Genomic DNA, 26727 nt, shown 5'->3' with positions numbered 1-26727 from the left:
TATTATAAGGTTGCTTTAGGAAAGTGTACACTATCCTACTCTAAATGGTTGTATGCAAGATTGGGTGAATGATGCATACTTGGTTTGGAATACTATGGGTAATTCGTTTTGCTTAGGTGGGGGAAGATAGTGTACCGAATACTTGTTAAGGATCAAACTGATGGTATAAAGGAAATGACTTTGGAGGACTTACAGAAGCGTGATTATAGCCTGGTATGGGTTGATATCCTCGCACCGCAAGAATATGAGGCTAATATACTCCGTACGTATTTTAATTTTCACCCTCTCACTATAGAGGACTGTCTTGATCGAATCAACCAGAGACCTAAAGTGGATTTTTATCAATCCTATATGTTTTTTATCATTCATTCCTTAAATGAAAACTTCGAAAGAAATGAGATTGATATTTACGTAAATGAAAAAGCAATCGTAACCGTTCATGAAGATCATATAGAGGAAATAGATAAAGTATGGGGAGTAACAGATCAATTGGATACTTCTATCCATGTCCTGCATAAAATTATTGATGCAGTGGTAGATGCTTATCTTCCAAAGGCCTATCAAATAGAGGAGCAATTAAATGTCTTGGAAGATCACCTGCAGCATTCTCTTAATAATGATCCAATGAGTCAGTTATACGAAATTCGAACGATGATTTCGCGACTAAGAAGAATTATCTTGCCCATGAATGATTTGATGTACAGGATTATTCATTCTGAGAGAATCAGTGCTCTTTCTGAACATCATCATTACCTTAATGATGTGTATGATCATTTATTGAAATTAAAAGAATTGGTTGATGGCTACAAAGAGTTCTCGACAGATCTGAGAGATAGTTATATGGCGGTCAGTTCAAATAAAATGAATGAAACAATGATGACCTTGACGATTATTACGACTATTTTCATGCCATTAACATTTATTGCAGGTTTATATGGTATGAATTTTTCTGAAATGCCTGGTTTAAGTTTTCGCAATGGTTTTTGGTATGTTCTTCTTTTTATGATCATCATCACAGTTATAATGATGATTCTCTTTATGCTGAAAGGTTGGTTATTCCGAAGGCTGTACAGAAATGAAAAATAAATAGCGGCTTAGCTCTATTGTATTTAGAACTAAAGCCGCTTAGGTCATGTTTACAGGACTGGGTCCTTTATTTATATTAATATCCGTAATCCCAATCGATTTCTTCTGGATGCCACATAGTAAGCTGAGGAGTTGCGTAAGATTCATCAGTTTGGTTATGTGTGTATTTTTCAACTTCGCTAAATTGAATATTCTCTAAACAAGTAATAACATGGTTATCTTCATATAAAATGGCAGTACCTTTCATAAGTCAACCCCTTCTTTCCAGCATATTGATTTAAGTTATGCTTTTATCTGTATAATAGTCCTCATTTGTTAAAGCGTCTATATCATTGAGCAAAGTTTCACAAAATAAACACGATTATCGATTTAAATTTAAATATTTATAAAAAAACATTAATTTAAGCCGATACTAGAAAGAAGGCTTTATCTTACTGCAATTAATCGTAAGAGATATGGAAAGGCGCTGTTAAAAATGAATGAACAAAAAGGAATCCTGCTAGAGAGCGGAACAAATGAGTTGGAAATCGTGGAATTTGGTATTGGCGAGCATAAATTTGGAATTAATGTTATCAAAGTTAAAGAAATTATTAACCCAGTACGGATTACCGGTGTTCCACAAACACATCATCATGTTGAAGGAATCATTGAACTTCGTGGAGAGATACTCCCTGTAGTAGATATTGCCAGTGCACTGAATCTCCCAGCATCCCAAGCTCCTGAAAAAGATAAATTTATAGTGACTGAGTTTAATAAAATAAAGGTCATTTTTCATGTACATACCGTTACCCAAATCCATAGGATTTCATGGAACCAAATAGAAAAACCATCTGATATGTACCAGGGATTGGATAGTCAGATTACTGGTGTCATTAAAATGAATAATGAAATGCTTTTACTGCTTGATTATGAAAAAATTATTTTGGAAATCAATCCTGAATCAGGAATAACCATTAATCAGATTCAAAAATTAGGAGTTAGAGAACGATCTAATAAGCATTTATTAATTGCTGAGGATTCACCGCTGTTGCGGAAGCTGTTGATGCAGACATTAAAAGAAGCCGGTTATGAACAACTCGATTTCTTTGAAAATGGCAAGGAAGCGCTAACCTTTATAGAGGGAAAGGCACTAGCAGGAACCTTACTGAATGATGTACATTTGGTAATTACAGATATAGAAATGCCACAAATGGATGGTCACCATCTAACCAAACGAATTAAAGAAAATCCTACCTTGTCGGATTTGCCTGTTATCATTTTTTCATCATTAATTACGGACGATTTAAGGAATAAGGGAGAGTTGGTAGGAGCAGATGCACAAATTAGTAAACCTGAAATAGTTGAACTGGTCAAACAGTTAGACAAACTTTTACAAAAGTAAAGCTGCTGAACCCTTTGTTCAGCAGCTTTACTTTTTCCAATTTTGATATGGATAGGATTCACCAAGACGCGTAAAAGTCGGTTTTTGGTATTTCTTTTTATAGTCTTTAGCGCGATCATTATCTGAATTTTCCTTGCATCCTGTATAAGACATCAATAGTTTTTTTGCTTTAGATAAAGAAAGACGTGAAGAGGGGTTTCTTACCTCTTTTGATAAATGACCAAGATGTGTTAATGTTTGAAAGTCGTCCTTTGAGGGCGGAATATGGAATGTATACTTTCCGCATTGTATCAGTACATCTGATTGTTGGAAGCTTAAATGAGGATGGTCTGAATATTGAAGGCCTATTTTCTTTGCCTTTCCTTCTTCAAGCATTTTAATAATCGTTTTTTTCTTTAGATTGTATAGAAATTTAGGGTCTGATGCAGTTTTTGCATGTCTATTCACAGAATAAATCGCTTCTCCCAGTTCATCGGCAGTAAAACAGGCGGGATTAGGAAGATTCCCATTATTTTGATTCATAAATGTTCCTTTCTTCTAAGAATATTTCATGATAATAAGTAAAAGCATATAACTGATTATAACGTGTTCTGCTATGGGATAAAAGGAAAAACGTTTCATATCTTATTTGAACGAATTAATTTTCAAAACAGACTATTGAGAAATTGAAGGTAAAAGAATTATGAAAGTGAGTGTGATACCTTGCAAAAGCTGCTACTTACTGGTTGCGGAGGGGCAATGGGTGCGTTAGCTCGATACGGGATAAGTTTATTGATCCCGTCATCTGGCAGTCCTATTCCGTTTAACACCTTATTCATAAATGGTTTTGGAAGCTTTGTTTTAGCCTATCTCACCTATTCGCTATTTAAAAATGAGGGAAATGAAAGATTAAAATTATTTTTTGGAACTGGTTTATGTGGAGGATTTACAACGATGAGTAGCTTTGCATTGGAAATAACCAATCTCGCAGCAACTTATCCCCTATATAGTCTTATTTATTTTTTTCTGAGTATGATTGCAGGTCTCTTAATGGCATGGTTAGGGTTTATTATGTCTAGTTGGATAAAGAGGGAAGCGCGTTGATTATATTAATTGTATTAGGTGGTTTTCTCGGAGCATGTTTAAGATATGTAATGACTGGCTGGTTAAAAAAATATAATCATTCATTTCCTCTAGCTACTCTTGTTATTAATTTAATTGGTTCGTGTTTAATTGGTATATCGGCCGGGATAGGAATAGAGCGGGGAAGCGGTATGCATATGTTTACTGTGATAGGAAGCTTGGGGGCTTTTACTACATTCTCAACTTTTGCAATTGAAGCCTTGGATTTAATGCTGAGCCGGGAACACCGCAAGTTATTGCTTTATGTAAGTTTTTCTTTGGCAGGAACGTCAGTTTGTTGTATGTTGTGCTATCATCTTATGAAAAATATAGGACATTAACCGCTCGTCTCTATGAAAATTCGACAATGTATTATAAAATAATCGAAAGAAATGTAATTTATTTCAAAAAATGAACTATTAGGTGCCCTGACTATGACAACTTTAAAGAGTAACATTAAAAGCTATACAGGTAATAAACAGGTAGATTTTCTGTTAGATATACAATGTGAAAAAGCACAGGGTTTTTATTTTTCAAGACCAATTCCTGCTATTGAAGCTGAAGAGAAGTATCTGAAAAAGAAGAAATAACACATGGCATAAAACAGCCAGAAAATAGGCAAACGGGCAGAATGTAGGGTCTGCTCGTTTGCCTTTATCGTTTTTTTAAGCCTTCTTGGCCTTTCTGCAAATCAATGACCGTGATTTCAGGACGTGAAAATAACCGGTATGGAATTCGGGTTGTACCTAAACCACGATTTACATACAAGGATAAAGGGCCAACTTTATAGGATCCTTCCCTGTATTTTTCTGCAAAAGGGGGAGTCACAATCGCACCCAAAAGAGGAAACTGAATTTGTCCTCCATGACTATGTCCGCTTAATTGTAAATGAACTGGGTAACTGGCGGCATAATCAGCATAATCAGGAGCGTGAGATAGAAGAATGGTAAATAAATCACTGGATTGTACCGGTATACTTACATCCAGGTTGGGCTTGCCGAGCATTGCATCATCTACCCCGCTTATTACGATTTGACGGCCATTCTGCAGGGTTATAAAGTTTGATTCATTTACTAACAGGGTAAATCCATTACTAACCATAGTCTCTTTGTAAATTTCCGTACCATAACCGCCATGGTCATGATTGCCAAAAACGCAATATTTACCAAGAGGTGCCTCCAGCTGACTTAATAATTGATTGAGCTTAGGAGTTATTCTATATTCATTCGGATTATCCATCAGGTCACCTGTAAAACAAATAATATCGGGATTAAGTGAATGAATGGTTTCAACCGTTTTTTCTAAATCTGTCAAATTATATTGGAAACCCAAATGAGTATCACTGAATTGGACAATTCTAATATTTTGAAAGGAGTCTGGAATAAGTGGGTGGGAATAGGAAAAACGTGTTATATCAACCCAGGAGGGTTCAATATCTTTCATATAAAATCGCCCTCCTATAAGAGAGCAAAGAATAGTAGCTATATAGGCAAATGATTTTTTTAAAAAGAATCTTCTGGTTATTTTCTTCATTATAAAGTTCCTATCTCATAATAGTCAGTCTAATCCTATCATTCATTAAGAAAATTGTTAAGATGTATGAGTATTACTTTTTGATTACAAAATTTATGTGCTATTTGGTCTATAGATTAACTACCTAAAATAAGGTAAAATTAAAATACAATAGGTATTTAGATTTATAGAAATAATGATTTATATATTTAGTTAACTGAATGGGATGTTTCATTCTGAGGACGAGGGTGTTACAGATGAATAAAGCCAAATCATATGAAATGATCTATCTTCCTGCAAAAATAGGAATGATAAAAGTATATATGTATGGATTCCATAAAAAAGGAGATCCCGGCAGAGTATTTGTTATGCTTAATGATTTAAAAGTAAATGGCAAAGGTACGAATAAAAAGGAAACATTGATTAGTACTCTTTCTAAACTTAATGAACTAATCAATCAATCATAAGTAAAACATATAAAATTTTTAAGGGCGGCCATTAGGCGGCCCTTTTATCATTTAATTTGATTGGCTAAAATTTAAAAATCCCGTTATATCTATATTTTTCATCTATTTTGCTAATTCAGCATTTCTGGATATTATTGACAGAATTTTGTGATATAATAAAAGTGAATAATCATTCATTTTATTTGGAGGGCTCATATGAAGGGAAAAGTAGTGATTGTAACTGGTGGTTCTAGTGGAATGGGAAAGGCTATGGCTCAACGTTTTGCAAATGAGGGGGCTAAAGTAGTCATTACCGGAAGGAATAAAGAAAAACTGGATAACACCATTAAAGAATTTGCAGAAAATCAGGAGAATATACTGGCTGTTCAGATGGATGTTCGAAATGTGGAGGATGTTAAAAGAACCATTGAAGAGACGGTTAACAGATTTGGTACAATCGATTATTTGATTAATAACGCAGCAGGTAATTTTATTTGTCCGGCAGAGGATCTATCACCGAATGGCTGGAAATCTGTCATTGATATTGTTTTGAATGGTACTTTTTACTGCAGCAGCCTCATCGGCAAGTATTGGATAGAAAATGGCATTAAAGGATCAATCATCAATATGGTCGCTACCTATGCGTGGGATGCAGGTCCATATGTCATTCACTCTGCCTCAGCAAAGGCTGGTGTGCTGACAATGACTAGAACTTTGGCTGTGGAATGGGGTAAAAAATATGGAATCCGCGTAAATGCGATAGCTCCCGGGCCGATTGAAAGAACTGGGGGAGCAGATAAGTTATTTCAATCGGAAGAAGCAGCTCAAAGAACGCTTGAAAGTGTTCCGCTTGGAAGATTAGGAACACCGGAGGAAATTGCAGATTTAGCCCTGTATTTACTGTCTGATCGGGCATACTATATTAATGGTGATTGTATTACAATGGATGGCGGTGCTCATCTCAATCAATTTCCGTTTTAGGCATAGGATGGATGAATGGTTTTAATAAGAATTGAAATCTTTAAAGAGCAGTTCAATATGCTGATTTAATTGAACTGTTTTTTGTGCGTTCATTTGACTAGCTGTTTAAGATGATATTTTAGTTTTCACTATCCTTGTATTATTTTTCAGTAAAAAGTGTTTATTCTGGTAAAAAGGGGAATAAGCTAATAAAGGCCTTGAGATATGTACTTAAAAAGGAGGATCATAATGAAAAAGGTTTTAACTTCGTTGTTTATTACCATGCTTGTATTAGCGGTTTCTCCTCTTGTCAAAGTAGATGCTAAAAGTACACTGGATAAACAAGATGCATTTAATCTTTTAGATAGCGCATTTCAATTGCAGGTATCTCTTTCAGAAAAACCAAGATCAATGGACAATATTCGAGATTTATTAAAAAATTCCTTCTCAGAGGAATACACTGAGGATTTTATAAACATGAATGTACAAAAAAGTGTGGATGGTAGTGGCTATCAAACCTATGGTACGGATATAGCCCTTTATTATATTCCTTTTTTTACATATAGTGAACATACTAAACTAGGATATAGTTCTGCTAATGATCAATGGTATGTGTATGAATGGTTTCCAGGCAATACAGATGGACCAGTCAGCTATGAAGGGCATTACGAGGCAATCGGGCTGATGTATGACCATAATAAATGGGTAATTAATGATTACCAAATTGCTTTCGATCCGAAAACACTTGATGACAGTCAAGAAATAGCCCAAAATTCGAGTGTGGATAAGGAGCCATCCAATCCGACTTTCATAAACAGATTGACAGATTATATTAGCTACGGGTTCATTAATCATATGTCTCATTGGTTTGGGATGATTGCTTTCTAGATACTGATGGCATGAATGGAAAAGCTAATCCTGCTTGAATGAGGATTAGCTTTTTTGTATTAATCTCTAATATTTAACAATTCCATAATTCGTTCCTGGTTAAATCCAATGATTACTTGATCACCAATGACAAACGTTGGGGTAGAATATGAATCATATTTGGTCATAAGTATTTTTTTTGCTTTTGCATCCTTCTGAATATCTTTTAAGGTATAGGGAATATTGTGCTCATCAAAATAATTTTTGGCGTAAGCACATGGCGGACAGCCTGGTTGCGTAAAAAAAAGAACTGGTTCCACTTTTTTCTATCCTTTCTTTTGTTTAATTTGTATCTACCAGTATACATGAAACTTTTTTGTTTACTATAGTACAAATTTTAAGTAGGATATCAGGCAGGGCTATCTTTTATCAAATTAAAGAACTAGAAAGAGAAAAAGAATTGCCAACACCAGAGAGATCTTGTCAATTTATTTTGATTGAGTCTGCTTTAAAGTGAAAAATATGGCGCTGGAATTTTTCTTGGAACGTTTTTATGATAAAATGATGAAGTCTCTAAAAAAAGAGATGAAATAAAAGGTGTAACCATCAAATACGTTATAATGAATTTGGGTATACAAATAATGCCTATTCCTCTATTCTGTTACTAATGGCCAGTCCATAAGCGACAATATATTTTATTTGTTGGTAAGTCATGAAAGGAGCATATATTAGATATGTCACGATTACAAGGAATTTTATCACGTTTGAAAAACTTACAGGAGCAAGGGAAAGTATCAGATACAGCACAACGTGTGTTTGAAGTTGAAGGTCAAGTTAAATGTCAAGTATCTTATTTCGATAAAACTGAAACATTCGAATTAGAGATTTTTCAGGATAAAGGAAAAACTATGAAGTATCAATTTGATAATATTGATATGATTGCCATTGAAATTTTTGAGTTAATTTATAGCTAATTTGGAAATTTGAGATGATTTGGTTATGTTCCATTATCATGATGAAGGTATTTGTTCCTAATCATGTAGGTTATGCTTCTGAAAATCTCTAACTTAAATTTTTAAAGTGGGGAAGGGAAGATAATTACTGACAAATCGAACAGTTAAGTCTTCCGAATAAAACCAAAAGTGGATAACCAGGAACTAACTATATAAGGGGTTCTTAACCATGTTAGATATGCAAAAATTAGATGGATTCGAACTGACTGTAAAGGATTTAATGATTTCGTCTGAACGTGTTGCTCATGTACAGCAGGAAAATAATCTCGAACATGCATTATTGGTTCTTACTAGAAGCGGATATACTGCTATACCAGTTCTGGGACATGATTATAAGCTGCATGGATTAATTAGTACACCAAAGATAATGGATGCAATATTGGGCTTGGAGCGAATTGAATTTGAAAAACTGGAAGAGATGAAGGTTGCAGAAGTGATGGATCCCAATCTTCCATGTCTTAAAGAAAGTGATTCAATTGAAAAAGCAATGGAACTTCTCATTGATCATCCATTTGTATGTGTGGTAGGTACTGAGGGAGCTTTCGAAGGTATATTGACCAGAAGGCAGGTTATGAAGCATACAAATCGTTTAATAAAAATCATTAAATATAATTAATATCAGTATCTCAATCGATAATGATGAGTGGATTAAAAAATAAACATTTTTTAAAACGCCTGGATAAAGATCCAGGCGTTTTTTACATGGTTTATAAAGTTGTATAACTTAAATTTAAAAGTGACTTTAAACAATGTTATCAATAAAACACTCTAAGACATGCTAATAACTCAACAAAACTTTTAATAGATATAATATTCCAAATTAACTTTATCCAGGATAGGAACTTCGTTAAAATGATAGGGAGGGGCGTGGAAAAATGAATTCAATCGATTCAAGCATAGAAAAAAAGTCTTTCAAAAGGGCAAAGAAGAAGACAAAACGCCCTTTAGTATTAATTTCAATCCTATTGGCTTTATTCATGGGTGCCATCGAGGGTACTATCGTTTCAACTGCAATGCCTGAGATCGTTGGTGATCTGGGAGGCTTCTCCCTGTATAGTTGGGTCTTCTCAGCCTATTTGCTAATGAATACGGTAACGGTATTGATCTATGGGAAGTTATCTGATTTATTTGGCAGAAAACCAGTATTGTTATTTGGGATTACAGTGTTTCTGCTTGGTTCCCTCGGCTCTGGATATGCATGGTCCATGCAAAGCTTAATTTTTTTTCGTTTAATACAGGGTTTTGGAGCTGGAGCCATTACGCCCGTTGCAATGACAATTGTAGGGGATATATATACGAAAGAAGAACGAGCAAAAGTTCAGGGTTATTTATCAAGTGTTTGGGGAATATCGGCTATTTTGGGACCTGCTATTGGCGGATTATTAATCGAGTACATATCATGGAGCTGGATCTTTTGGATTAATATTCCGTTAGGATTTCTCTCTTTAGGAGGTTTGCTATTTTTCTTCCATGAGCAAAAGACGGTTAAAAAACAAAAGGTAGATTATATGGGTTCAGCAATGCTTGCTGTTTCTTTGTCGCTTTTAATGTTTTTATTTGTGCAAGGAGGGATTTCATTTTCCTGGCTTTCTTTAAAAAGTTCGTTGTTAATTATACTCCTGCTAATTTTGGTGTTTTGCTTTGTGAAGCATGAAAACAGAACTGTAGAGCCCGTTATGCCTTTTTCTATCTGGAAGAATCAATCAATATTGTTTGCTAATTTAACCTCTCTTACAACCGGTATTGTTTTAATTGGAGTATCAAGCTATTTACCAACATTTGTACAGGGAGTAATGGAGGAATCCCCAATGATAGCAGGATTTACTCTTACTGCCATGTCTATAGGGTGGCCGATAGCATCCTTTATATCAGGCAATATGATTTTGAAGATAGGGTATCGTACTACTTGTATAACAGGTGGAATCTTTATCATACTGGGTGCACTGGCTTTTACATTTTTGCCCTCCCATGGATATGTGTTTTTGGCCGCTTCTGGATCCTTCTTGCTTGGTGTGGGAATGGGGCTTACAAGCACTGCTTTTATCGTGTCCATCCAATCTACTGTGGATTGGGAACAAAGAGGTGCTGCAACAGCTGCAAACATGTTCATGAGAAATCTGGGAAACACAATCGGTGCCGCATTATTGGGAGGTATATTGAATAATCGTTTAAACGCTTATTATTCACAAAATGAAAATATAGATTTAAATTCGGTAAACGAATTGCTTAACACTGAGATTCGATCTTCTTTAGAGCCGGAAAGATTGGAACAGATCCAAAGTGGATTAACACATTCATTGGGTATTGTGTATTTCATTGTCTTACTACTGGCTATACTGAGCTTGTTCTTGATATTGAAAATGCCAAAAGAGAAATCGTAACAGCCTCATTAAATCTGCTATATTGTAATATTTGCAGTTCAGCAGAATATAAAGGTAAAATAAAATGAATGTCTGATTAAGAAGAGATTGGTTTGTGAGGAGAACAAATGGTTATAACTGATTTTGAATTATTGGATACTCTTGCTGTTGAACTGAATTTACGTAAGACTGCCGAAAGAATGTTTGTCTCTCAGCCGGCACTTTCACAACGTCTTCAATCAATAGAAAGAGAATGGGGAACACCGCTTTTTATTAGATCAGCAAAAGGAATGACGTTGACGGAGGCGGGAGAAATTGTCGTTCAATATGCCAGGGAATCCCTGAAATTAAAAGAAAAAACACGAGAAAAAGTAGATGCTCTCAATCATAATGTACAAGGTACATTAAAAATTGCGAGTGCTTCTATAGTCGGCCAATATTGGCTCCCGATGATTTTAAAGAAATATGTTAACAAATATCCCAATGTTAAGATCTCACTTGTGACAGGCTGGAGCAGTGAAATGATCGAAAATATCTATAATGGAGAGTCTCATATTGGTATATTGAGAGGGGTTCCTGACTGGCATGGTTATAAAAAGCTATTGTTCAGTGATCACTTATACCTTGTGGATACCGAGCTTAACCAATTATCAGATGCGTTAACTACAGAACGCCCATTTATCTTGTTTAAAAGTGATTCGAACTATTATCGAGAGATTCAAAATTGGTGGATCCGCCATTATGGAATTCCACCGACACGTACCATTCTTGTGGATCAAATTGAAACCTGTAAACAAATGGTGATGAATGGAATTGGGTATGCCATATTGCCCGGTATTTCTTTAAGAGAAGGTGAAGCCTCGTATTTTAAACATCCCTTGTATGATTTGGAGGGGCAGTCTGTTGAAAGAAAGACATGGCTTGTAAGCTACGATGCTTCCTTAGAATTAAGACAGGTTAAGGCTTTTGTAAGTTTGATTGAGGAAATGTTAATTGAATAGAAATGAAATCTCTATTCTTGTTTTTCCTACTCTTGTTTGATAAAGTAATAGAAAATTATTTAGGGGAGAGAAATATACTATGAAAATGATGGATGCAAATGAAATTATATCCTTTATCGGAAACAGTGTGAAAAAAACGCCGGTTAAAGTATACATAAAGGGAGAAATCAGTGAGCTGGTATTTAATCCTGAGGTTAAAACATTTATTACCGGTAACACAGGGGTGATTTTTGGAGAATGGTCTGATATTCAACCAACATTAGAGGAAAACAAGGCGAAAATAGAAGATTATGTTATTGAAAATGATTGTCGAAATTCCGCAATTCCAATGCTGGATTTAAAAGGGATTAATGCACGTATTGAGCCGGGGGCGATTATCCGTGATCAGGTTCATATTGGAAATAATGCGGTGATTATGATGGGAGCGTCCATTAATATTGGTGCAAGCATCGGGGATAAGACTATGATTGATATGAATGCCGTGCTTGGCGGACGTGCAACTGTCGGTGAAAATTGCCATATTGGAGCAGGAGCAGTGTTGGCTGGCGTAATAGAGCCTCCATCTGCCAATCCTGTTGTAATCGAAGATAATGTACTTGTTGGTGCTAATGCGGTTATTTTAGAAGGCGTCAGAGTAGGAGAGGGAGCTGTAGTAGCGGCTGGAGCAATTGTAGTAGAAGATGTTCCTGCTCATACAGTAGTTGCTGGAGTTCCGGCTAAAGTAATTAAAACAATTGATGAAAAGACTAAATCCAAAATTGAAATTAAGGATGAGCTTCGTCAGCTATAATAAAAATGGAAGGGGCGTGGAGATGATGATTTCCGCGCCTGTTTTTAAATTGGAGATGAGGTGAGCTGCAATTTGGAAAAGTTAATTTCTATAAGAAGAGATTTGCATAGGATCCCTGAACCTGGTTATAAGGAATTTAAGACGCAACAATATTTGATAGATTACATAAGAAATCTTCCTCAGGATCGTATAGAATGGGAAAAATGGAGAACAGGAATTTTTGTTCGAGTAAAAGGGCTATCTCCTGAGAAAACCATAGGCTACCGTGCTGACATTGATGGTTTGCCGATTCGAGAAGAAACGGAGCTTCCCTTTAAATCCGAGCATGCAGATTATATGCATGCATGCGGCCATGATTTTCATATGACCATCGCCCTTGGTGTATTAACAGATTTAGTGGAAAATCCAATCAATGACCATGTATTATTTATGTTCCAGCCCGCAGAAGAGGGCCCTGGAGGAGCAGAGGAGATGATTGCTGCTGAGCAGTTTTCTAAGTGGAGACCTGATTTGATTTTTGGATTGCATATAGCTCCGGAATATCCGGTAGGAACAATCGCTACCAAAACAGGTTTACTCTTTGCTAATACCTCGGAGATCTTTATAGATTTTAAAGGGGTTGGTGGACATGCTGCTTATCCGCATCTGACGAATGATATGGTGATTGCATCCTGTCAATTTGTTACTCAGCTTCAGACTATTGTAGCAAGAAATATTAATCCACTTGATTCGGCTGTTGTTACAATTGGGAAAATAACAGGAGGGACTGTCCAAAATAGTATTGCTGAAAATGCGCGGATAGAAGGGACGATTCGGACGCTATCTGAGGATTCTATGCTATTGATCCGGAATCGAATACTGGAAATGGCAAAAGGAATGGAAGTGGCTCTTGATTGTAAGATTAATGTTGATTTTGGTTCTTCCTACTATCAAGTATATAACGAATCTAATCTAACAGAAGAGTTTATGAAATTTCTGTATCAGCGGCAGGATACGACATTCGTCAATTGCAAGGAAGCAATGACGGGTGAGGACTTTGGATACATGATTAAGGAGATTCCAGGCTTTATGTTCTGGCTTGGTGTTCAGTCATCGTATGGATTGCACCATGCTAAATTAAATCCTGATGAAAAGGCACTACCCTTTGCTGTATCGGTTATAACAGATTATATTCGAATGAAATCAATATAAAAAGAGAACCCGGCTAAAGAGATAGCAGCCGGGTTCTCTATATTATTCTGTTCCTTCAGCAGCGTATTGAAGCCTTATTTGATCGATGGCTATTTTAATCCTAGAGCGCAGCTGACGTTCAACATGGTATTGCTGTCCATTTGTTGTTCGGGCTACAATTTGAATTGTATAATCAGCTGTACCCATATCCTGGATGCCAAGAATCTCGGGTCCCATTAGGATATCTTCATCTTTTTCGGCCATTGTATGGCATATTTCTTTAATTGATTTTGTGATTTCCTCCAAATTATCTTCTGCTTTAAGTTTAATTTCCACCATAGCTCTCATAGCTCCACGTGAATGATTGCTTAGTATGGCAATTTGTCGATTGGGAATATAGTGGAGGCTTCCGTCATAACCTCTTATTTGGATTGTTTTAAGTCCGACTACTTCTACAACGCCTTTAATAACTCCTATTGTCACTTCATCCCCAACATCAATCTGTTTTTCGAGCAGGATAAAGAAGCCGGTTACTACATCACTCACTAATCCCTGGGCCCCAAAGCCGACCGCTAAACCAACGATTCCGGCACCGGCTAGAATCGCACTAACGTTGATTCCTAACATTTCCAGGATGGTGACTATTAAGATAAATATAAAGACGTACCCAAAAGCGTTTTTCGTTAAGGATTCCAATGTTTTCGTACGGTTCTCAGAAAGATTCTCTTTGGCCTGCATGCGCGAGAAAATCTTTTCAATGATTTTAAAAGTAAACGTGCGTATTACTTTATAGATTAAATAAAATAAAAAGATTTTTAGAACCCAAATTCCAATATCGAAAAGCCAGGTTTCCCACTTGAGATCTGAAAATTTAAAACCCATTATGAACGAATTCTCCATTAAACCAATCCTTTCCTAACAACTTCTTTATTGATATAAACGGAAGTATTCAATTATGATAGATACAATTTTTTTGGTATACTATAACCTTCATCTTGAAGGAAAATGTATGCAGCCTTTTACTATCATAATAGAATAATATAGATATACCATAAAGGAAGTTGAATGATTTGCCAAGTGAAAGGTAAAATGTTTGAAAAGACATAATCATTATTCAACATAAACTGATACAATGATAAAGTTATAGATAATAAAGCTTGCTTTTATCAATTTCTACACATTTTAAATATTGACCCTTGAGTTATGTTACTGGTGTGTTCATAGCCACTTTTACTATTTTCCCAAAAAGTTTGGTTGAAAATACTGTAAACATTTAACCGGATTATGTATTATTTGCATATGTGATATTTATTTTGGATATATATTGGAATTTTAGGCGAAAAGAGGGTTCGTTGATTGGAAATCAATCGGTGATTAATAGTTCCGTGGGACATTCAAGAAACATGTGAAGAATGAAGAGCGGTTCTCTCTTTCCGGTAAATAGTATGGATAGGTAATAATCACTTTATAAAACTAAAAAGGAGGCGTCGTAACCTTGAATTTTGAACTGCTGACAATAACGGTATTATGGTCCTTCCTTTATGTATATGTCATAATTGCTTCCATTGAGTTTGGGGTTGGTTTTTTTACATATTATGGTCGTTTTAAAGGTAAGCAGGTGGGAATTCCTAAATCGACAGGTCATTATGATCCACGACTCTGGCATATTACGATTATTTTCTTTATATTTTTTGTGGCAGGATTAATTGGATTTTTTCCGGATACATTTAATTATTTTGGCAGAGCATTGGTTCTACCAGGGCTGGTCGTTTTATTACTGGTAGTCATCAGATTTATGGCACATTTTTTGTATAAAAAAGGGAACAAAACAAGCTGGTCATTTTTGTTCGTTTATGTTTCGACTGGGATCCTTATTCCTGCCTCTTTATCCATTGGGCTTACGATATCTGAGGGAGGTTTTATAAAAAAAGAAGGAGAACGAGTGTTTCTCCTGGTAAAAAAATTGTTCCTCAGTCCTTATTCCTGGAGTGTCGTGTTTCTGACAATTGTAAGTGTATTGTTTATAAGCGCCGTATTCTTGCTCTATTATAAGGAAAAGTCTAATGATAAGGAGGCAAGTATGACTGTGCGAGGCTATGCTCTTTTTTGGAGTGTTCCTACGATCATTGCAGTTGCTTTAGCGACTATTTCATTAAGGGGACATAATTTGCGTCATTTTCAAAATGCTCTGGAGATTTGGTGGTTATTTGCGCTTTCTTTAATTAGCTTTATGGCTGCCCTATACTTAATCATTCGAAATAAAAGACATGGTTTAGCATTTATATTTGTATTACTTCAGTTTTTGTTTGCTTTCTACGGATATGGTATTTCACATTTGCCTTTTATACTTGATCCGTTCATTACATTGGACTCGTTTAATGGGAGCCACTTATGGTTAACATTAGGATGCTTATTGGTAATCGGATTATTGCTTCTGACTCCATTTACTCTATTGATCAATAAAATGTTATTCCGAACAAAATGAAAAACGCGAGTACCTGTTAAGGTACTCGCGTTTGTGCTTTTTATACTTCCATGATAATAGGCAGAATCATCGGACGTCTTTTGGTTCTTTCGTATAAGAAAGGTCCGAGTGTGTCTGTAACTTGATTTTTAATTTCAGACCATTGTGTAGTCTTACGTGCCATGATTTTATTTAAATGCTGAGTGATTAGGTTTTGAGCATCGTTAATCAGATCTCCTGATTCACGCATATAGACGAACCCGCGAGAAATGATATCCGGCCCAGCAGCAATTTTGAACTCTTTCATATTGATGCTGACAACAACTATCACAAGACCTTCTTCTGAAAGAATACGACGGTCGCGAAGGACGATATTTCCAATGTCCCCGATTCCGCTTCCATCAATATAGACATTGCCGGAAGGTACCTTGCCAGCAACGGTAGCACTATCCTGAGTAAGTGCCAGCACTTCACCGTTGTCCATGATAAAGCAATTTTCCTCCAAGACACCGCAATCCACAGCTGTTTGTACATGTGTTCGCTGCATGCGGTATTCTCCATGGATTGGCATAAAGAACTTAGGCTTCATCAATCTGAGCATTAATTTTTGTTCTTCCTGTCCACCATGGCCAGATGTATGAATATTACTTAAAGGACCATGAATGACATCGGCTCCAGCACGGAATAACATATTAATGGTGCGTGATACACTAACCGTATTACCTGGTATTGGTGATGATGAGAATACAACTGTATCACCAGGATTAATCTGGATTTGTCTGTGAGTACCGTTTGCAATTCTAGATAAGGCAGCCATCGGTTCACCCTGTGAACCAGTACAAAGAATCGTTACTTCGTTTGCCGGTAATCTATTTAATTGCTGAGTATCAATAAATGTTTCTTTTGGTGCGGTAATATAACCAAGTTGAAGTCCAATTTCGATGGCATTTTCCATACTGCGACCAAAAACGGCTACTTTCCTGTTGTTTTGTACAGCTGCTTCTGTAACTTGCTGCAGGCGATGAATATTCGAAGCAAAGGTTGCGAAAATAATGCGTCCTTCTACTTTTCGGAATATATCATGTATACTTTCGCCAACTTTACGCTCAGACATAGTGAAATTAGGGATTTCACTATTTGTACTGTCTGAGAGAAGGCATAGAACACCTTCTTTACCAATTTCAGCCATTTTAGTTAAATTGGCAGGTTCTCCAACCGGAGTAAAATCGAACTTGAAATCACCGGTATGTACAATATTGCCCTGTGGTGTTTTAACCACAATGCCGTATGCATCCGGGATACTGTGAGTGGTACGATAGAAAGTAACAGATGTTTTCCGGAACTTGATCACATCGTCCTCTTTAATTTCATGGATAATGGCTTGTCTTAGTAAACCGTGTTCTTCTAATTTCTTCTTTACTAATCCAAGTGCCAATTTGCCTCCATAAAGTGGAATATTCACTTGCTTTAGTAAATAAGGTATCCCGCCAATATGATCCTCATGACCATGAGTAATAAACAAACCTTTAATCTTGTCCGCGTTTTTTACGATATAGGAATAATCCGGTATGACATAATCAATGCCAAGTAATTCATCTTCCGGAAACTTTATTCCGGCGTCAATTAGAATAATTTCATCCTGGAATTGAACGCCATATGTGTTTTTGCCGATTTCGCCTAGCCCTCCGAGGGCGAAAACAGCTGTTTGGTCGTTCTTGACAAATTTCATATATTATTTGGTCTCCGTAATATGGAAATCTGGATTCTGTTTTTCAAATTCCAAATATTCATCTTTAAGAACTTGAACAAATTCAATATTGTATGGAAGGCTTTTTAACTTTTGGCGGACATCTCTTTCCGATTTCCCTTCAACGTAAATAGATTTAGTATTTTCGCGAACGGGTGTCTCAGCTGCGTTCTCCTGAAAAAAAACTTTAAAAATCATGTAAATCTCTCCTAACTTACTCTTGTAAAATTTATAAATAAAGAGGTGGCAAGGAGCAACAACCAGGCCACCTTATCTATTGATATTCATCTTAGACTGTCGGTCTAAACAGTTCATCATCTCTATTATAAGAAAATTTCCTAACATTTGCATGTTTAAACAATTTTCTTTAAGGACTGTTATCTACTTTACCGTATAGAATAAGCCCTCCGCAAGGATATTTGAAGGGCTTTTCAAAAAATTATGCAATTGATTTCCTGCCCATCAGGTCTTTCCATTGTTTGAGAAGCTTTTTTCTGAGCTTTTTTAACATGGCTGACCATCTCCTTTATCTATTATTTTAATGGTAATTAAGCGTTTGGTAAATATGCTTGAGGGATATAAGTACCTAAACGTAAAAATAAATTTATCGTCCCACTCATAAATAGTATATGCTTGGATTCAAAAGCTTATATTGTAATTTATTTACAATCGCGTCTGATTCATAATCTAAGTATAACTAATATCTTTAACCGTTACTATTTTTCCTGAAGAGTCAAGATAACTAATCATAGCTGTTTTCCTGTTGTATGAGATTCCTCATGCAGAGGTTTACTATTTATTATGATAGTATGATTGTAGACAATAATACGTTATATATAGTATTGCGCATCTGGGAGGAAATGTTTATGGGTAAAATTGTATTTTTTGACATTGATGGGACACTTCTAAATTCTGAAAAGAAATTACCGGAATCCACTAAGGAAGCAATCCATTTACTTAGAAAAAATGGGACATACGTTGCAATAGCGACAGGTAGGGCACCTTTTATGTTCAGCCATCTTATTCATGAACTGGAAATCGACTCTTTTGTCAGCTTTAATGGTCAATATGTTGTTTTTGAGCATGAGATGATTTATAAAAACCCTCTATCTCAATCACAATTAGAAAAATTAACGAGAGAAGCAAAGGCGAATGGTCACTCCATGATCTATATGAATGAGAAAACAATGAAAGCCAACGTTACACATGATCCCTTTATAGAAGAGAGTATGGGATCTCTTCATTTTCCACATCCCGAGGAAAAGGGAGACTTTTATAAAAATCATGAAATTTACCAAGCTCTTTTATTTTGTGAGGAACATCATACGTCTCTTTATGAAGGAAACTATTCGGATCTGCAATTCATACGCTGGCATCCATATGCAATGGATGTAGTACCAAATGGAGGGTCAAAAGCTAAAGGAATTGAGTATGTGATTGAGCGCAAGGGATTCTCTATGGATGAAATTTATGCATTTGGTGATGGATTAAATGATCTTGAAATGATTAAGGCAGCAGGTACGGGTGTGGTCATGGGAAATGGTGTACCGCTGTTAAAGAAAGAAGCGGACTTTATTACAAAAAGCGTAGATTCAGATGGGATTTATTACGGATTAAAGGAATTAAAGCTTATATAAATTTGTTAGTAATCAGCAACTGACTAGTCATAAAATAGGGCAGAGCGGTTTAGCCACATAGTTTCTATAAATAAGTGAACAAAAAAAGACTGTAGACCAACCTAAATAGGGAAAATGTCTACAGTCACAGCCGGTGATTAATCACCGGTTTTTATTTTTCAATGGCTACCGCATTGTCTAAATGGGCAAATGGATCTTTAGGATTTATATGATCATAGAACATGACTCCATTTAAATGATCAATTTCATGCTGAATAATAATGGCCATCATGCCGCTTAATCTTAAAGTAATCTCTTCCCCCTCAAGCGTATAAGCTTGTACTTTTACTTTATTGTAACGGGGAACATAGCCTGGTATGGCACGATCTACTGATAAACAGCCTTCTCCGGTACTTAAATAAGCCTTCTGAACAGAATGGCTAATAATTTTTGGATTAAAGAGAGAATAGCTATGGAGCTTATTTTTATCGTCTGTAGCGTGAATGGCAATCATTCGTTTTGAAATATTAATTTGAGGAGCTGCCAGCCCAACCCCAGGACGTAGACCGTATTTTTCTGCTTTTACTGGATCCTGGCTGTTTTGTACATATTCCATTAAGCTTTTGAGAATTTCTTGGTCTTCTTTGGAAGGCGGAATTTGTACTTCCCCCGCTCTTTTTCGTAGAGTGGGATGCCCTTCTCTGATAATATCTTGCATTGTAATCATTATTTCACCTCATAAAACTGTCCATTTATACTCTATAGTCTATCAAACCTTGCATAAAAAGTTAATTATGACTTCTGTAATCTTAACAAACATATAAGGGGTCTGTACGCCTTACTTATCTTTACGTAGTAGCGTATTTTAAGTTTAGGAATTAATCAATAGCAATCATACTACAATATATTACCTTATATTTAGATTACTAAGTAATTTCGGGGGTATTACTCCTATTATATATGTTATTTGTTGTCAAAATATTTCCATTTCGTTATAGTAAAGTAGGGATAGATAGGAGTGCTAATCATGGAAAAATACAAAAAAATTATTACACTTACAGGTATGTTAGTAGTAATCCTTGCATTAACAGGATGTCTAAACAATAGCAGTCCAGAAGAGAAAATTTATGATACTCTGGAGGAAGTGGCTGCATTGGAGGAAGACTTCCAAAAACAACAAGAGCCGCTTCAAAAGCTGGAGGAAGAAGATAATGAACTGTATGGAAAGATTATACAATTGGGTATGAAGGAAATAGAAGAAATACAATCATTATCAAATGATGCTATTAAAGGAATAGAAGAAAGACAAGCGTTAATGAAGAAGGAAAAAGAAGCTATCGATAAAGCTAAGGAACAATTTAAGGATTTAAATGGTCATATAAACGATCTTGAAGACTCATCCTTAAAAGCAGAAGCGAATGAATTAAAGGATACAATGACGAAAAGATATGATGAGTATGATGAACTGTATAAACATTATACAAAGAGTCTTACACAGGAGAATGAGTTATACACACTCTTTAAAAAAGAGGATGTGACCAAAGAAGATTTACAAGAACAAATTGAGAAAATCAATGAAACGTATAATTCACTGATGAACTCAAACAAAAAATTTAATGACTTAACGAATGAATATAATGAACAAAAGATTGCTTTCTATAAAAGGGCAAAACTAGATGTTGATACAGAATAAGAAAAAGCCATCAGGAGTGATGGCTTTTTTTTATAGAAATTCCAGGTTGTCGATAATCAATTCGATAAGTTTTGGTATGTTTTGTTAAGTAGTAAAACCTAATTGATTTTCGACCAGTATCGAGTATGATTATTTTTATTATAATTTAAAAATGGTTATTAGGTTTTATACATTTAGTATTGCATGTTTAATAAGGTTAGTTATTTTGCCCATATTACTTTAGTTTAGGGGATTATAAATACAGAAAGTTCATCTTTGTAAGCGCTTTTTCCACATTCTGTATTAGTATAAAAAAATATTAATGTATAACAGTTTGTCGTTAAAGAAAGTTTGTGAAAATGTTTACATACTCGAATCATATAAGTTGACGGCAATTATTTAAATCGTGTAAACTTTAACCATTGATACAGTTGTACTACTTTTTATCAAGAGGAAACTAATACAGTTATCTAATGGTTTAGGTGTGGAAAACTGGCATTATGATAATTTAAAGATGGATATTTAACCATTTATAGAAAGGAAGATGTGAATCCTATGGCTTCTAAACAACAGAAAGTCCTTATTGAGGCAGAGAAGCAGTTGGAAAGCGTTAGCGACCAGTTCAAGACGTTGCAAATTTTAAATGAAGAGGGAGAAGTCGTAAATAAATCAGCTATGCCTGATTTAAGCGATGAACAGCTTCAAGAATTAATGAGAAGAATGGTTTACACTCGTATTCTTGATCAACGCTCTATCTCTTTGAATAGACAAGGTCGTCTTGGTTTTTATGCTCCAACAGCTGGACAAGAAGCTTCACAATTGGCATCTCAATTTGCTTTGGAAAAAGAAGATTTCATTTTACCTGGTTACCGAGATGTACCACAAATGATTTGGCATGGTCTTCCATTGACTCAAGCCTTCTTGTTCTCTCGTGGCCATTTTGCTGGAAATCAAATTCCTGCAGACGTTAATGTGATTTCTCCGCAAATCATCATTGGTGCACAATATATCCAATGTGCAGGTGTAGCTCTTGGTATGAAGAAAAATGGAGCGAAATCTGTTGCAATCACATATACAGGTGACGGCGGTGCTTCCCAAGGTGATTTCTACGAGGGAATCAACTTTGCTGGTGCATTTAAAGCTCCTGCAATCTTTATCGTTCAAAATAACCGTTTTGCGATTTCTACACCGGTTGAAAAACAATCAGCTGCTAAAACAATCGCTCAAAAAGCAATGGCTGCCGGTATCCCAGGTATTCAGGTAGACGGTATGGATCCATTAGCTGTTTACACTGCAGTTAAAGAGGCACGCGAAAGAGCAATTAATGGAGAAGGTCCTACTTTAATTGAAACTTTAACTTATCGTTATGGTCCACATACAATGGCTGGTGATGATCCAACACGTTACCGTACAGCTGACCTTGATAACGAGTGGGAGAAAAAAGATCCACTTGTTCGTTTCCGTAAATTCCTAGAAGGAAAAGGACTATGGAGCGAAGAGAAAGAAAATGAAGTAATTGAACAAGCAAAAGAAGATATCAAAGTTGCTATTAAAGAAGCGGATAATACTCCAAAACAAAAAGTAACTGATTTAATTATGAATATGTATGAAGAGCTTCCATACAACCTAGAAGAACAATATGAAATTTACAAAGAAAAGGAGTCGAAATAAGCCATGGCCCAAATGACGATGATTCAAGCCATCACTGATGCATTACGTACTGAAATGCGTAATGATCCTAAAGTTCTCGTTTTTGGTGAGGACGTAGGAGTAAACGGTGGTGTCTTCCGTGCTACTGAAGGATTACAAAAGGAGTTTGGAGAAGACCGCATCTTTGATACCCCTTTAGCTGAATCTGGTATTGGTGGATTGGCAATTGGACTTGGATTGCAAGGATTCCGTCCTGTTCCTGAAATCCAATTCTTCGGCTTCGTATTCGAAGTTATGGACTCTATTGCTGGTCAAATGGCTCGTATGAGATATCGCTCCGGTGGTACTTATACTTCACCAATTACAATCCGTTCACCATTTGGTGGTGGTGTACATACACCTGAGATGCATGCAGACAGCCTTGAAGGTTTAATGGCTCAAACACCAGGTGTAAAAGTGGTTATTCCATCTACACCTTATGATGCAAAAGGTTTGTTAATCTCTGCTATCCGTGATAACGATCCGGTAATCTTCTTAGAACACATGAAATTATACCGTTCTTTCCGTCAAGAAGTACCTGAAGGGGAATATACAATTCCATTAGGTAAAGCTGATGTGAAACGTGAAGGTACTGATCTTTCTATTATTACTTATGGCGCAATGGTTCAGGAATCACTTAAAGCTGCAGAGCAACTTGAAAAAGAAGGTGTATCTGCAGAAGTAATCGATTTAAGAACAATTAGCCCGCTTGATATTGATACAATTATTGCATCTGTTGAGAAAACTGGACGCGCAATTGTTGTACAAGAAGCACAAAAACAAGCAGGTATTGCTGCTCAAGTTGTTGCTGAAATCAACGACCGTGCCATTCTAAGCCTGGAAGCACCAGTATTGCGTGTAACTGCTCCTGATACAGTATTTGCATTCTCTCAAGCTGAGCCTATATGGTTGCCAAATCATAAAGATGTACTTGAAACTGCAAAAAAAGTTTTAGAATTTTAACATAACAGGAGATGCTTTCGTGGCATTTCCTGACTAACACAATCATAACTTTAAAAACTGAAAAGAAAGAGGAGGAAGAAAAGCCATGGCTTTTAAATTTAAACTCCCGGATATCGGCGAAGGTATACATGAAGGTGAAATAGTAAAATGGTTTATTAAACCAGGTGATAAAGTACAGGAAGATGACGTACTGTGTGAAGTGCAAAATGACAAATCTGTTGTTGAAATTCCATCTCCAGTAGAAGGTACTGTTCAAGAAGTATTAGTTGAAGAAGGTACTGTAGCAGTAGTTGGTGATGTACTTGTAACTTTTGATGCACCAGGTTATGAAGATGTACAATTTAAAGGTGATGAGCACGGTGAAGAAAAAACTGAAGCTCAAGTTCAATCTACTTTAGAAAGCGGACAAGACCTTAAGAAAGAAGCAGCAGCTCCAGCAAACTCTGATACTCCAACTGGTGCAGGTTCACAGCCACAAGCAGAAGAAACTGCAAGTGACCGTGTAATCGCAATGCCATCTGTTAGAAAATTTGCTAGAGAAAACGGTGTGGATATTCACAAGGTTAAAGGCACAGGCAAAAATGGCCGTGTATTAAAAGAAGATATCCAAGCATTTATGAATGGTGGACAAGAAAGTGCGCCTGTACAAGAAGCTCCTGCTGCCAAAGAAGATTCTAAACCAGCTGCAGCGGCTATTCCTGCAGGAGAATATCCTGAAACTCGTGAAAAAATGAGTGGAATTCGTAAAGCTATTTCTAAAGCGATGGTTAACTCTAAACATACAGCTCCACACGTTACATTGATGGACGAAGTAGATGTGACTAAATTGGTTGCTCACAGAAAGAAATTCAAAGAAGTTGCAGCTGAAAAAGGAATTAAGCTAACATTCCTTCCTTACGTTGTTAAAGCTTTAACAAGTGCATTAAGAGAGTACCCAGCATTAAATACATCTCTTGATGATGCTACACAAGAAATTATCCATAAACACTATTACAATATCGGTATTGCAGCTGATACTGAAAAAGGACTTCTTGTACCTGTAGTTAAAGATGCAGATCGTAAATCTATGTTTGCTATCTCTAATGAAATCAACACACTTGCCGGAAAAGCTCGTGATGGTAAATTAGCTCCTAATGAAATGAAGGGTGCTTCTTGCACAATTTCAAATATCGGTTCTGCCGGTGGACAATGGTTCACACCAGTTATTAACCACCCAGAAGTTGCGATTCTTGGAATCGGACGTATTGCAGAAAAACCAATCGTTCGTGATGGTGAAATTGTAGCTGCTCCTGTATTATCATTATCTTTAAGCTTTGACCACCGTATGATTGATGGAGCTACTGGTCAAAATGCATTAAATCACATTAAACGTTTATTAAATGACCCAGAATTATTATTGATGGAGGGATAAGACATGGTAGTTGGAGATTTTCCAATTGAAACAGATACTATAGTAATCGGTTCTGGTCCAGGAGGTTACGTGGCTGCAATCCGTGCTGCGCAACTTGGACAAAAAGTAACAATCGTTGAAAAAGGAGACCTTGGTGGCGTATGTTTGAACGTTGGATGTATTCCATCCAAAGCCTTAATTACTGCAGGTCACCGTTATCATGATGCCAAACATTCTGAAGATCTTGGTATCACTGCTGAAAACGTAAAAGTGGACTTCTCTAAAGTTCAAGCCTGGAAAGGTACTGTAGTAGAAAAATTAACAAGTGGTGTTGGCGGATTACTTAAAGGTAACAAAGTAGACATCGTTAAAGGTGAAGCTTACTTTGTAGACGCTAATAACATCCGTGTTATGACTGAAAATAGCGCTCAAACATATACATTTAAAAACGCTATTATCGCAACAGGTTCTAGACCGATTGAATTACCGACATTTAAATATTCTGATCGTGTCATTCATTCCACTGGTGCTTTAAACCTTGATCATATCCCTGCAAGCATGGCTATTATCGGCGGTGGAGTAATTGGAGTTGAGCTTGGTTCTGTATATGCTAACTTTGGTACTAAAGTAACCATTCTAGAAGGTATGGACGAAATCTTGGCTGCTTTCGAAAAACCAATGTCTTCTATCGTTAAACGTAACTTGAAGAAGAAAGATGTAGATATCTTCACTAAAGTTAAAGCTAAAGGCGTGGAAGAAACTGAAAATGGTGTAATTGTTACTTACGAAGAAAAAGGCGAAGAGAAAAAAGTTGAAGCTGAATATCTATTGGTAACAGTTGGAAGAAAACCTAATACTGATGAAATTGGTTTAGAACAAGTCGGTATTGAACTAGATGAAAGAGGCTTCATTAAAACAGATAAGCAATGCCGTACATCTGTAAGTAATATTTTTGCGATTGGTGATATCATCTCTGGCCCTCAATTAGCTCATAAGGCTTCTTATGAAGGTAAAATCGCTGCTGAAGTTATTTCAGGACATGCAGCTGAGATTGATTATCTAGGTATTCCTGCAGTTGTATTCTCCGAACCGGAACTTGCAACAGTTGGTTATACTGAACAACAAGCAAAAGAAGAAGGTTTAGATATCGTTGCTGCTAAATTCCCATTTGCAGCAAACGGACGTGCTTTAGCATTAAATTCTGCAGAAGGATTTATGAAGTTAATTACACGTAAAGAAGACGGATTAGTAATCGGTTCTCAAATTGCTGGACCTGGTGCTTCTGATATGATTGCAGAGCTAGGCCTTGCAATTGAAGCAGGAATGACTGCTGAAGACATCGCTATGACTATTCATGCTCACCCTACATTGGGAGAAATCACAATGGAAGCAGCAGAAGTTGCGATGGGAAGCCCAATCCACATTATTAAATAATTAATTATTTTTTACACCCCTATCCTTTTTGGACAGGGGTGTTTTATTTTGTCGGTAAAGTGGTA

General features: G+C 36.2%; 29 protein-coding genes. 21 read left to right on the top strand and 8 right to left on the bottom strand.

What is annotated here, in order from left to right:
* Nucleotides 1-129: 129 nt before the first annotated feature.
* Nucleotides 130-1086 carry a magnesium/cobalt transporter CorA gene (gene corA, locus AC4G3N_RS08650; RefSeq protein WP_077247945.1) on the top strand — a complete coding sequence of 319 codons (957 nt, stop codon included), beginning with the start codon at nt 130-132 and terminating at the stop codon, nt 1084-1086.
* A gap of 76 nt (nt 1087-1162) precedes the next feature.
* Here corA and AC4G3N_RS08645 read toward each other — a convergent pair whose 3' ends face one another.
* Nucleotides 1163-1333 (bottom strand): hypothetical protein, encoded by a 171-nt coding sequence (locus AC4G3N_RS08645; RefSeq protein ID WP_175354218.1) that lies wholly within the window; start codon nt 1331-1333, stop codon nt 1163-1165.
* A 228-nt stretch (nt 1334-1561) separates the two neighbouring features.
* Between AC4G3N_RS08645 and AC4G3N_RS08640 the strand changes: the two genes are divergently transcribed.
* The gene (locus tag AC4G3N_RS08640) at nt 1562-2467 is read left to right on the top strand and encodes a chemotaxis protein (protein ID WP_148629530.1); all 906 of its coding nucleotides are present in this window, start codon (nt 1562-1564) and stop codon (nt 2465-2467) included.
* A 27-nt stretch (nt 2468-2494) separates the two neighbouring features.
* On the opposite strand, the gene AC4G3N_RS08635 is transcribed toward AC4G3N_RS08640, so the two are convergent.
* Nucleotides 2495-2989: a YkyB family protein gene (locus tag AC4G3N_RS08635; protein WP_491090018.1), complete on the bottom strand. Its 495-nt coding sequence runs from the start codon at nt 2987-2989 to the stop codon at nt 2495-2497.
* A 180-nt stretch (nt 2990-3169) separates the two neighbouring features.
* Here AC4G3N_RS08635 and AC4G3N_RS08630 point away from each other — a divergent pair, with 180 nt between their 5' ends.
* The 3 genes from AC4G3N_RS08630 to AC4G3N_RS08620 all read left to right on the top strand — a co-directional run bounded on the left by AC4G3N_RS08630 (nt 3170) and on the right by AC4G3N_RS08620 (nt 4158).
* Nucleotides 3170-3550, top strand: a complete 381-nt coding sequence (locus AC4G3N_RS08630; RefSeq protein WP_140461227.1) for a fluoride efflux transporter FluC — start codon at nt 3170-3172, stop codon at nt 3548-3550.
* The gene (locus tag AC4G3N_RS08625; RefSeq protein ID WP_077247944.1) at nt 3547-3909 is read left to right on the top strand and encodes a fluoride efflux transporter FluC; all 363 of its coding nucleotides are present in this window, start codon (nt 3547-3549) and stop codon (nt 3907-3909) included. The genes AC4G3N_RS08630 and AC4G3N_RS08625 overlap by 4 nt, the downstream gene beginning before the upstream one ends.
* Nucleotides 3910-4002: 93 nt before the next feature.
* Nucleotides 4003-4158, top strand: a complete 156-nt coding sequence (locus tag AC4G3N_RS08620) for a hypothetical protein (protein ID WP_175354217.1) — start codon at nt 4003-4005, stop codon at nt 4156-4158.
* 64 nt (nt 4159-4222) lie between these two features.
* Here AC4G3N_RS08620 and AC4G3N_RS08615 read toward each other — a convergent pair whose 3' ends face one another.
* Complete coding sequence (locus AC4G3N_RS08615) at nt 4223-5011, bottom strand: metallophosphoesterase (RefSeq protein ID WP_368072414.1); 789 nt, start codon at nt 5009-5011, stop codon at nt 4223-4225.
* A gap of 326 nt (nt 5012-5337) precedes the next feature.
* Here AC4G3N_RS08615 and AC4G3N_RS08610 point away from each other — a divergent pair, with 326 nt between their 5' ends.
* The 3 genes from AC4G3N_RS08610 to AC4G3N_RS08600 all read left to right on the top strand — a co-directional run bounded on the left by AC4G3N_RS08610 (nt 5338) and on the right by AC4G3N_RS08600 (nt 7374).
* The gene (locus tag AC4G3N_RS08610; protein WP_066100906.1) at nt 5338-5547 is read left to right on the top strand and encodes a hypothetical protein; all 210 of its coding nucleotides are present in this window, start codon (nt 5338-5340) and stop codon (nt 5545-5547) included.
* A gap of 195 nt (nt 5548-5742) precedes the next feature.
* A complete protein-coding gene (fadH, locus tag AC4G3N_RS08605; RefSeq protein WP_066100902.1) occupies nt 5743-6507 on the top strand; it encodes a 2,4-dienoyl-CoA reductase in 765 nt (254 codons plus the stop codon).
* Nucleotides 6508-6735: 228 nt separating this feature from the next.
* Nucleotides 6736-7374, top strand: coding sequence for a DUF3993 domain-containing protein (locus tag AC4G3N_RS08600; RefSeq protein ID WP_180349914.1), 639 nt, complete (start codon nt 6736-6738; stop codon nt 7372-7374).
* Nucleotides 7375-7433: 59 nt separating this feature from the next.
* Here AC4G3N_RS08600 and AC4G3N_RS08595 read toward each other — a convergent pair whose 3' ends face one another.
* Nucleotides 7434-7673, bottom strand: coding sequence for a glutaredoxin family protein (locus AC4G3N_RS08595; RefSeq protein WP_066100896.1), 240 nt, complete (start codon nt 7671-7673; stop codon nt 7434-7436).
* A 414-nt stretch (nt 7674-8087) separates the two neighbouring features.
* On the opposite strand from AC4G3N_RS08595, the gene AC4G3N_RS08590 reads away from it, so the two are divergent.
* From AC4G3N_RS08590 to AC4G3N_RS08565, 6 genes are all read left to right on the top strand, one after another.
* Entirely contained in the window at nt 8088-8327 is a 240-nt protein-coding gene (locus AC4G3N_RS08590) for a YkuJ family protein (protein ID WP_066100892.1), read from the top strand.
* 208 nt (nt 8328-8535) lie between these two features.
* Entirely contained in the window at nt 8536-8982 is a 447-nt protein-coding gene (gene cbpB, locus AC4G3N_RS08585; protein WP_066100889.1) for a cyclic-di-AMP-binding protein CbpB, read from the top strand.
* A 259-nt stretch (nt 8983-9241) separates the two neighbouring features.
* Nucleotides 9242-10747, top strand: a complete 1506-nt coding sequence (locus AC4G3N_RS08580) for an MDR family MFS transporter (protein ID WP_066100885.1) — start codon at nt 9242-9244, stop codon at nt 10745-10747.
* Nucleotides 10748-10854: 107 nt separating this feature from the next.
* On the top strand, nt 10855-11727 hold the full coding sequence (gene ccpC / locus AC4G3N_RS08575) for a transcriptional regulator CcpC (protein ID WP_066100883.1): 873 nt from the start codon (nt 10855-10857) through the stop codon (nt 11725-11727).
* A gap of 79 nt (nt 11728-11806) precedes the next feature.
* A complete protein-coding gene (dapD, locus tag AC4G3N_RS08570; RefSeq protein WP_066100880.1) occupies nt 11807-12517 on the top strand; it encodes a 2,3,4,5-tetrahydropyridine-2,6-dicarboxylate N-acetyltransferase in 711 nt (236 codons plus the stop codon).
* 72 nt (nt 12518-12589) lie between these two features.
* Nucleotides 12590-13708 (top strand): N-acetyldiaminopimelate deacetylase, encoded by a 1119-nt coding sequence (locus AC4G3N_RS08565; RefSeq protein ID WP_066100876.1) that lies wholly within the window; start codon nt 12590-12592, stop codon nt 13706-13708.
* Nucleotides 13709-13750: 42 nt separating this feature from the next.
* Here AC4G3N_RS08565 and AC4G3N_RS08560 read toward each other — a convergent pair whose 3' ends face one another.
* Entirely contained in the window at nt 13751-14569 is an 819-nt protein-coding gene (locus AC4G3N_RS08560; RefSeq protein WP_066100873.1) for a mechanosensitive ion channel family protein, read from the bottom strand.
* 613 nt (nt 14570-15182) lie between these two features.
* On the opposite strand from AC4G3N_RS08560, the gene AC4G3N_RS08555 reads away from it, so the two are divergent.
* On the top strand, nt 15183-16172 hold the full coding sequence (locus AC4G3N_RS08555) for a cytochrome d ubiquinol oxidase subunit II (protein ID WP_066100870.1): 990 nt from the start codon (nt 15183-15185) through the stop codon (nt 16170-16172).
* Between the two features lie 40 nt (nt 16173-16212).
* Here AC4G3N_RS08555 and rnjA read toward each other — a convergent pair whose 3' ends face one another.
* Nucleotides 16213-17880, bottom strand: coding sequence for a ribonuclease J1 (gene rnjA / locus AC4G3N_RS08550; RefSeq protein ID WP_066100868.1), 1668 nt, complete (start codon nt 17878-17880; stop codon nt 16213-16215).
* Nucleotides 17881-17883: 3 nt separating this feature from the next.
* Complete coding sequence (locus AC4G3N_RS08545) at nt 17884-18096, bottom strand: DNA-dependent RNA polymerase subunit epsilon (protein ID WP_491090016.1); 213 nt, start codon at nt 18094-18096, stop codon at nt 17884-17886.
* A gap of 668 nt (nt 18097-18764) precedes the next feature.
* Here AC4G3N_RS08545 and AC4G3N_RS08540 point away from each other — a divergent pair.
* Nucleotides 18765-19535, top strand: a complete 771-nt coding sequence (locus tag AC4G3N_RS08540) for a Cof-type HAD-IIB family hydrolase (protein ID WP_066100860.1) — start codon at nt 18765-18767, stop codon at nt 19533-19535.
* A gap of 151 nt (nt 19536-19686) precedes the next feature.
* Here the strand turns inward: AC4G3N_RS08540 and def are convergent, their stop codons facing one another.
* Nucleotides 19687-20241 (bottom strand): peptide deformylase, encoded by a 555-nt coding sequence (gene def / locus AC4G3N_RS08535; protein WP_066100859.1) that lies wholly within the window; start codon nt 20239-20241, stop codon nt 19687-19689.
* A gap of 300 nt (nt 20242-20541) precedes the next feature.
* Between def and AC4G3N_RS08530 the strand changes: the two genes are divergently transcribed.
* The 5 genes from AC4G3N_RS08530 (at nt 20542) to lpdA (ending at nt 26662) form a co-directional block, all read left to right on the top strand.
* Nucleotides 20542-21207: a YkyA family protein gene (locus tag AC4G3N_RS08530; RefSeq protein ID WP_066100857.1), complete on the top strand. Its 666-nt coding sequence runs from the start codon at nt 20542-20544 to the stop codon at nt 21205-21207.
* A gap of 534 nt (nt 21208-21741) precedes the next feature.
* Entirely contained in the window at nt 21742-22857 is a 1116-nt protein-coding gene (gene pdhA, locus AC4G3N_RS08525) for a pyruvate dehydrogenase (acetyl-transferring) E1 component subunit alpha (protein ID WP_148629531.1), read from the top strand.
* A 3-nt stretch (nt 22858-22860) separates the two neighbouring features.
* Nucleotides 22861-23838 (top strand): alpha-ketoacid dehydrogenase subunit beta, encoded by a 978-nt coding sequence (locus AC4G3N_RS08520; RefSeq protein ID WP_066100851.1) that lies wholly within the window; start codon nt 22861-22863, stop codon nt 23836-23838.
* An 85-nt stretch (nt 23839-23923) separates the two neighbouring features.
* Nucleotides 23924-25249, top strand: coding sequence for a dihydrolipoamide acetyltransferase family protein (locus AC4G3N_RS08515; protein ID WP_066100849.1), 1326 nt, complete (start codon nt 23924-23926; stop codon nt 25247-25249).
* 3 nt (nt 25250-25252) lie between these two features.
* Entirely contained in the window at nt 25253-26662 is a 1410-nt protein-coding gene (gene lpdA, locus AC4G3N_RS08510) for a dihydrolipoyl dehydrogenase (protein WP_066100846.1), read from the top strand.
* The last annotated feature ends 65 nt before the right edge of the window (nt 26663-26727 follow it).

The organism is Bacillus sp. z50, from assembly GCF_058313585.1.
This window is presented reverse-complemented; position numbering and strand designations above follow the sequence as displayed.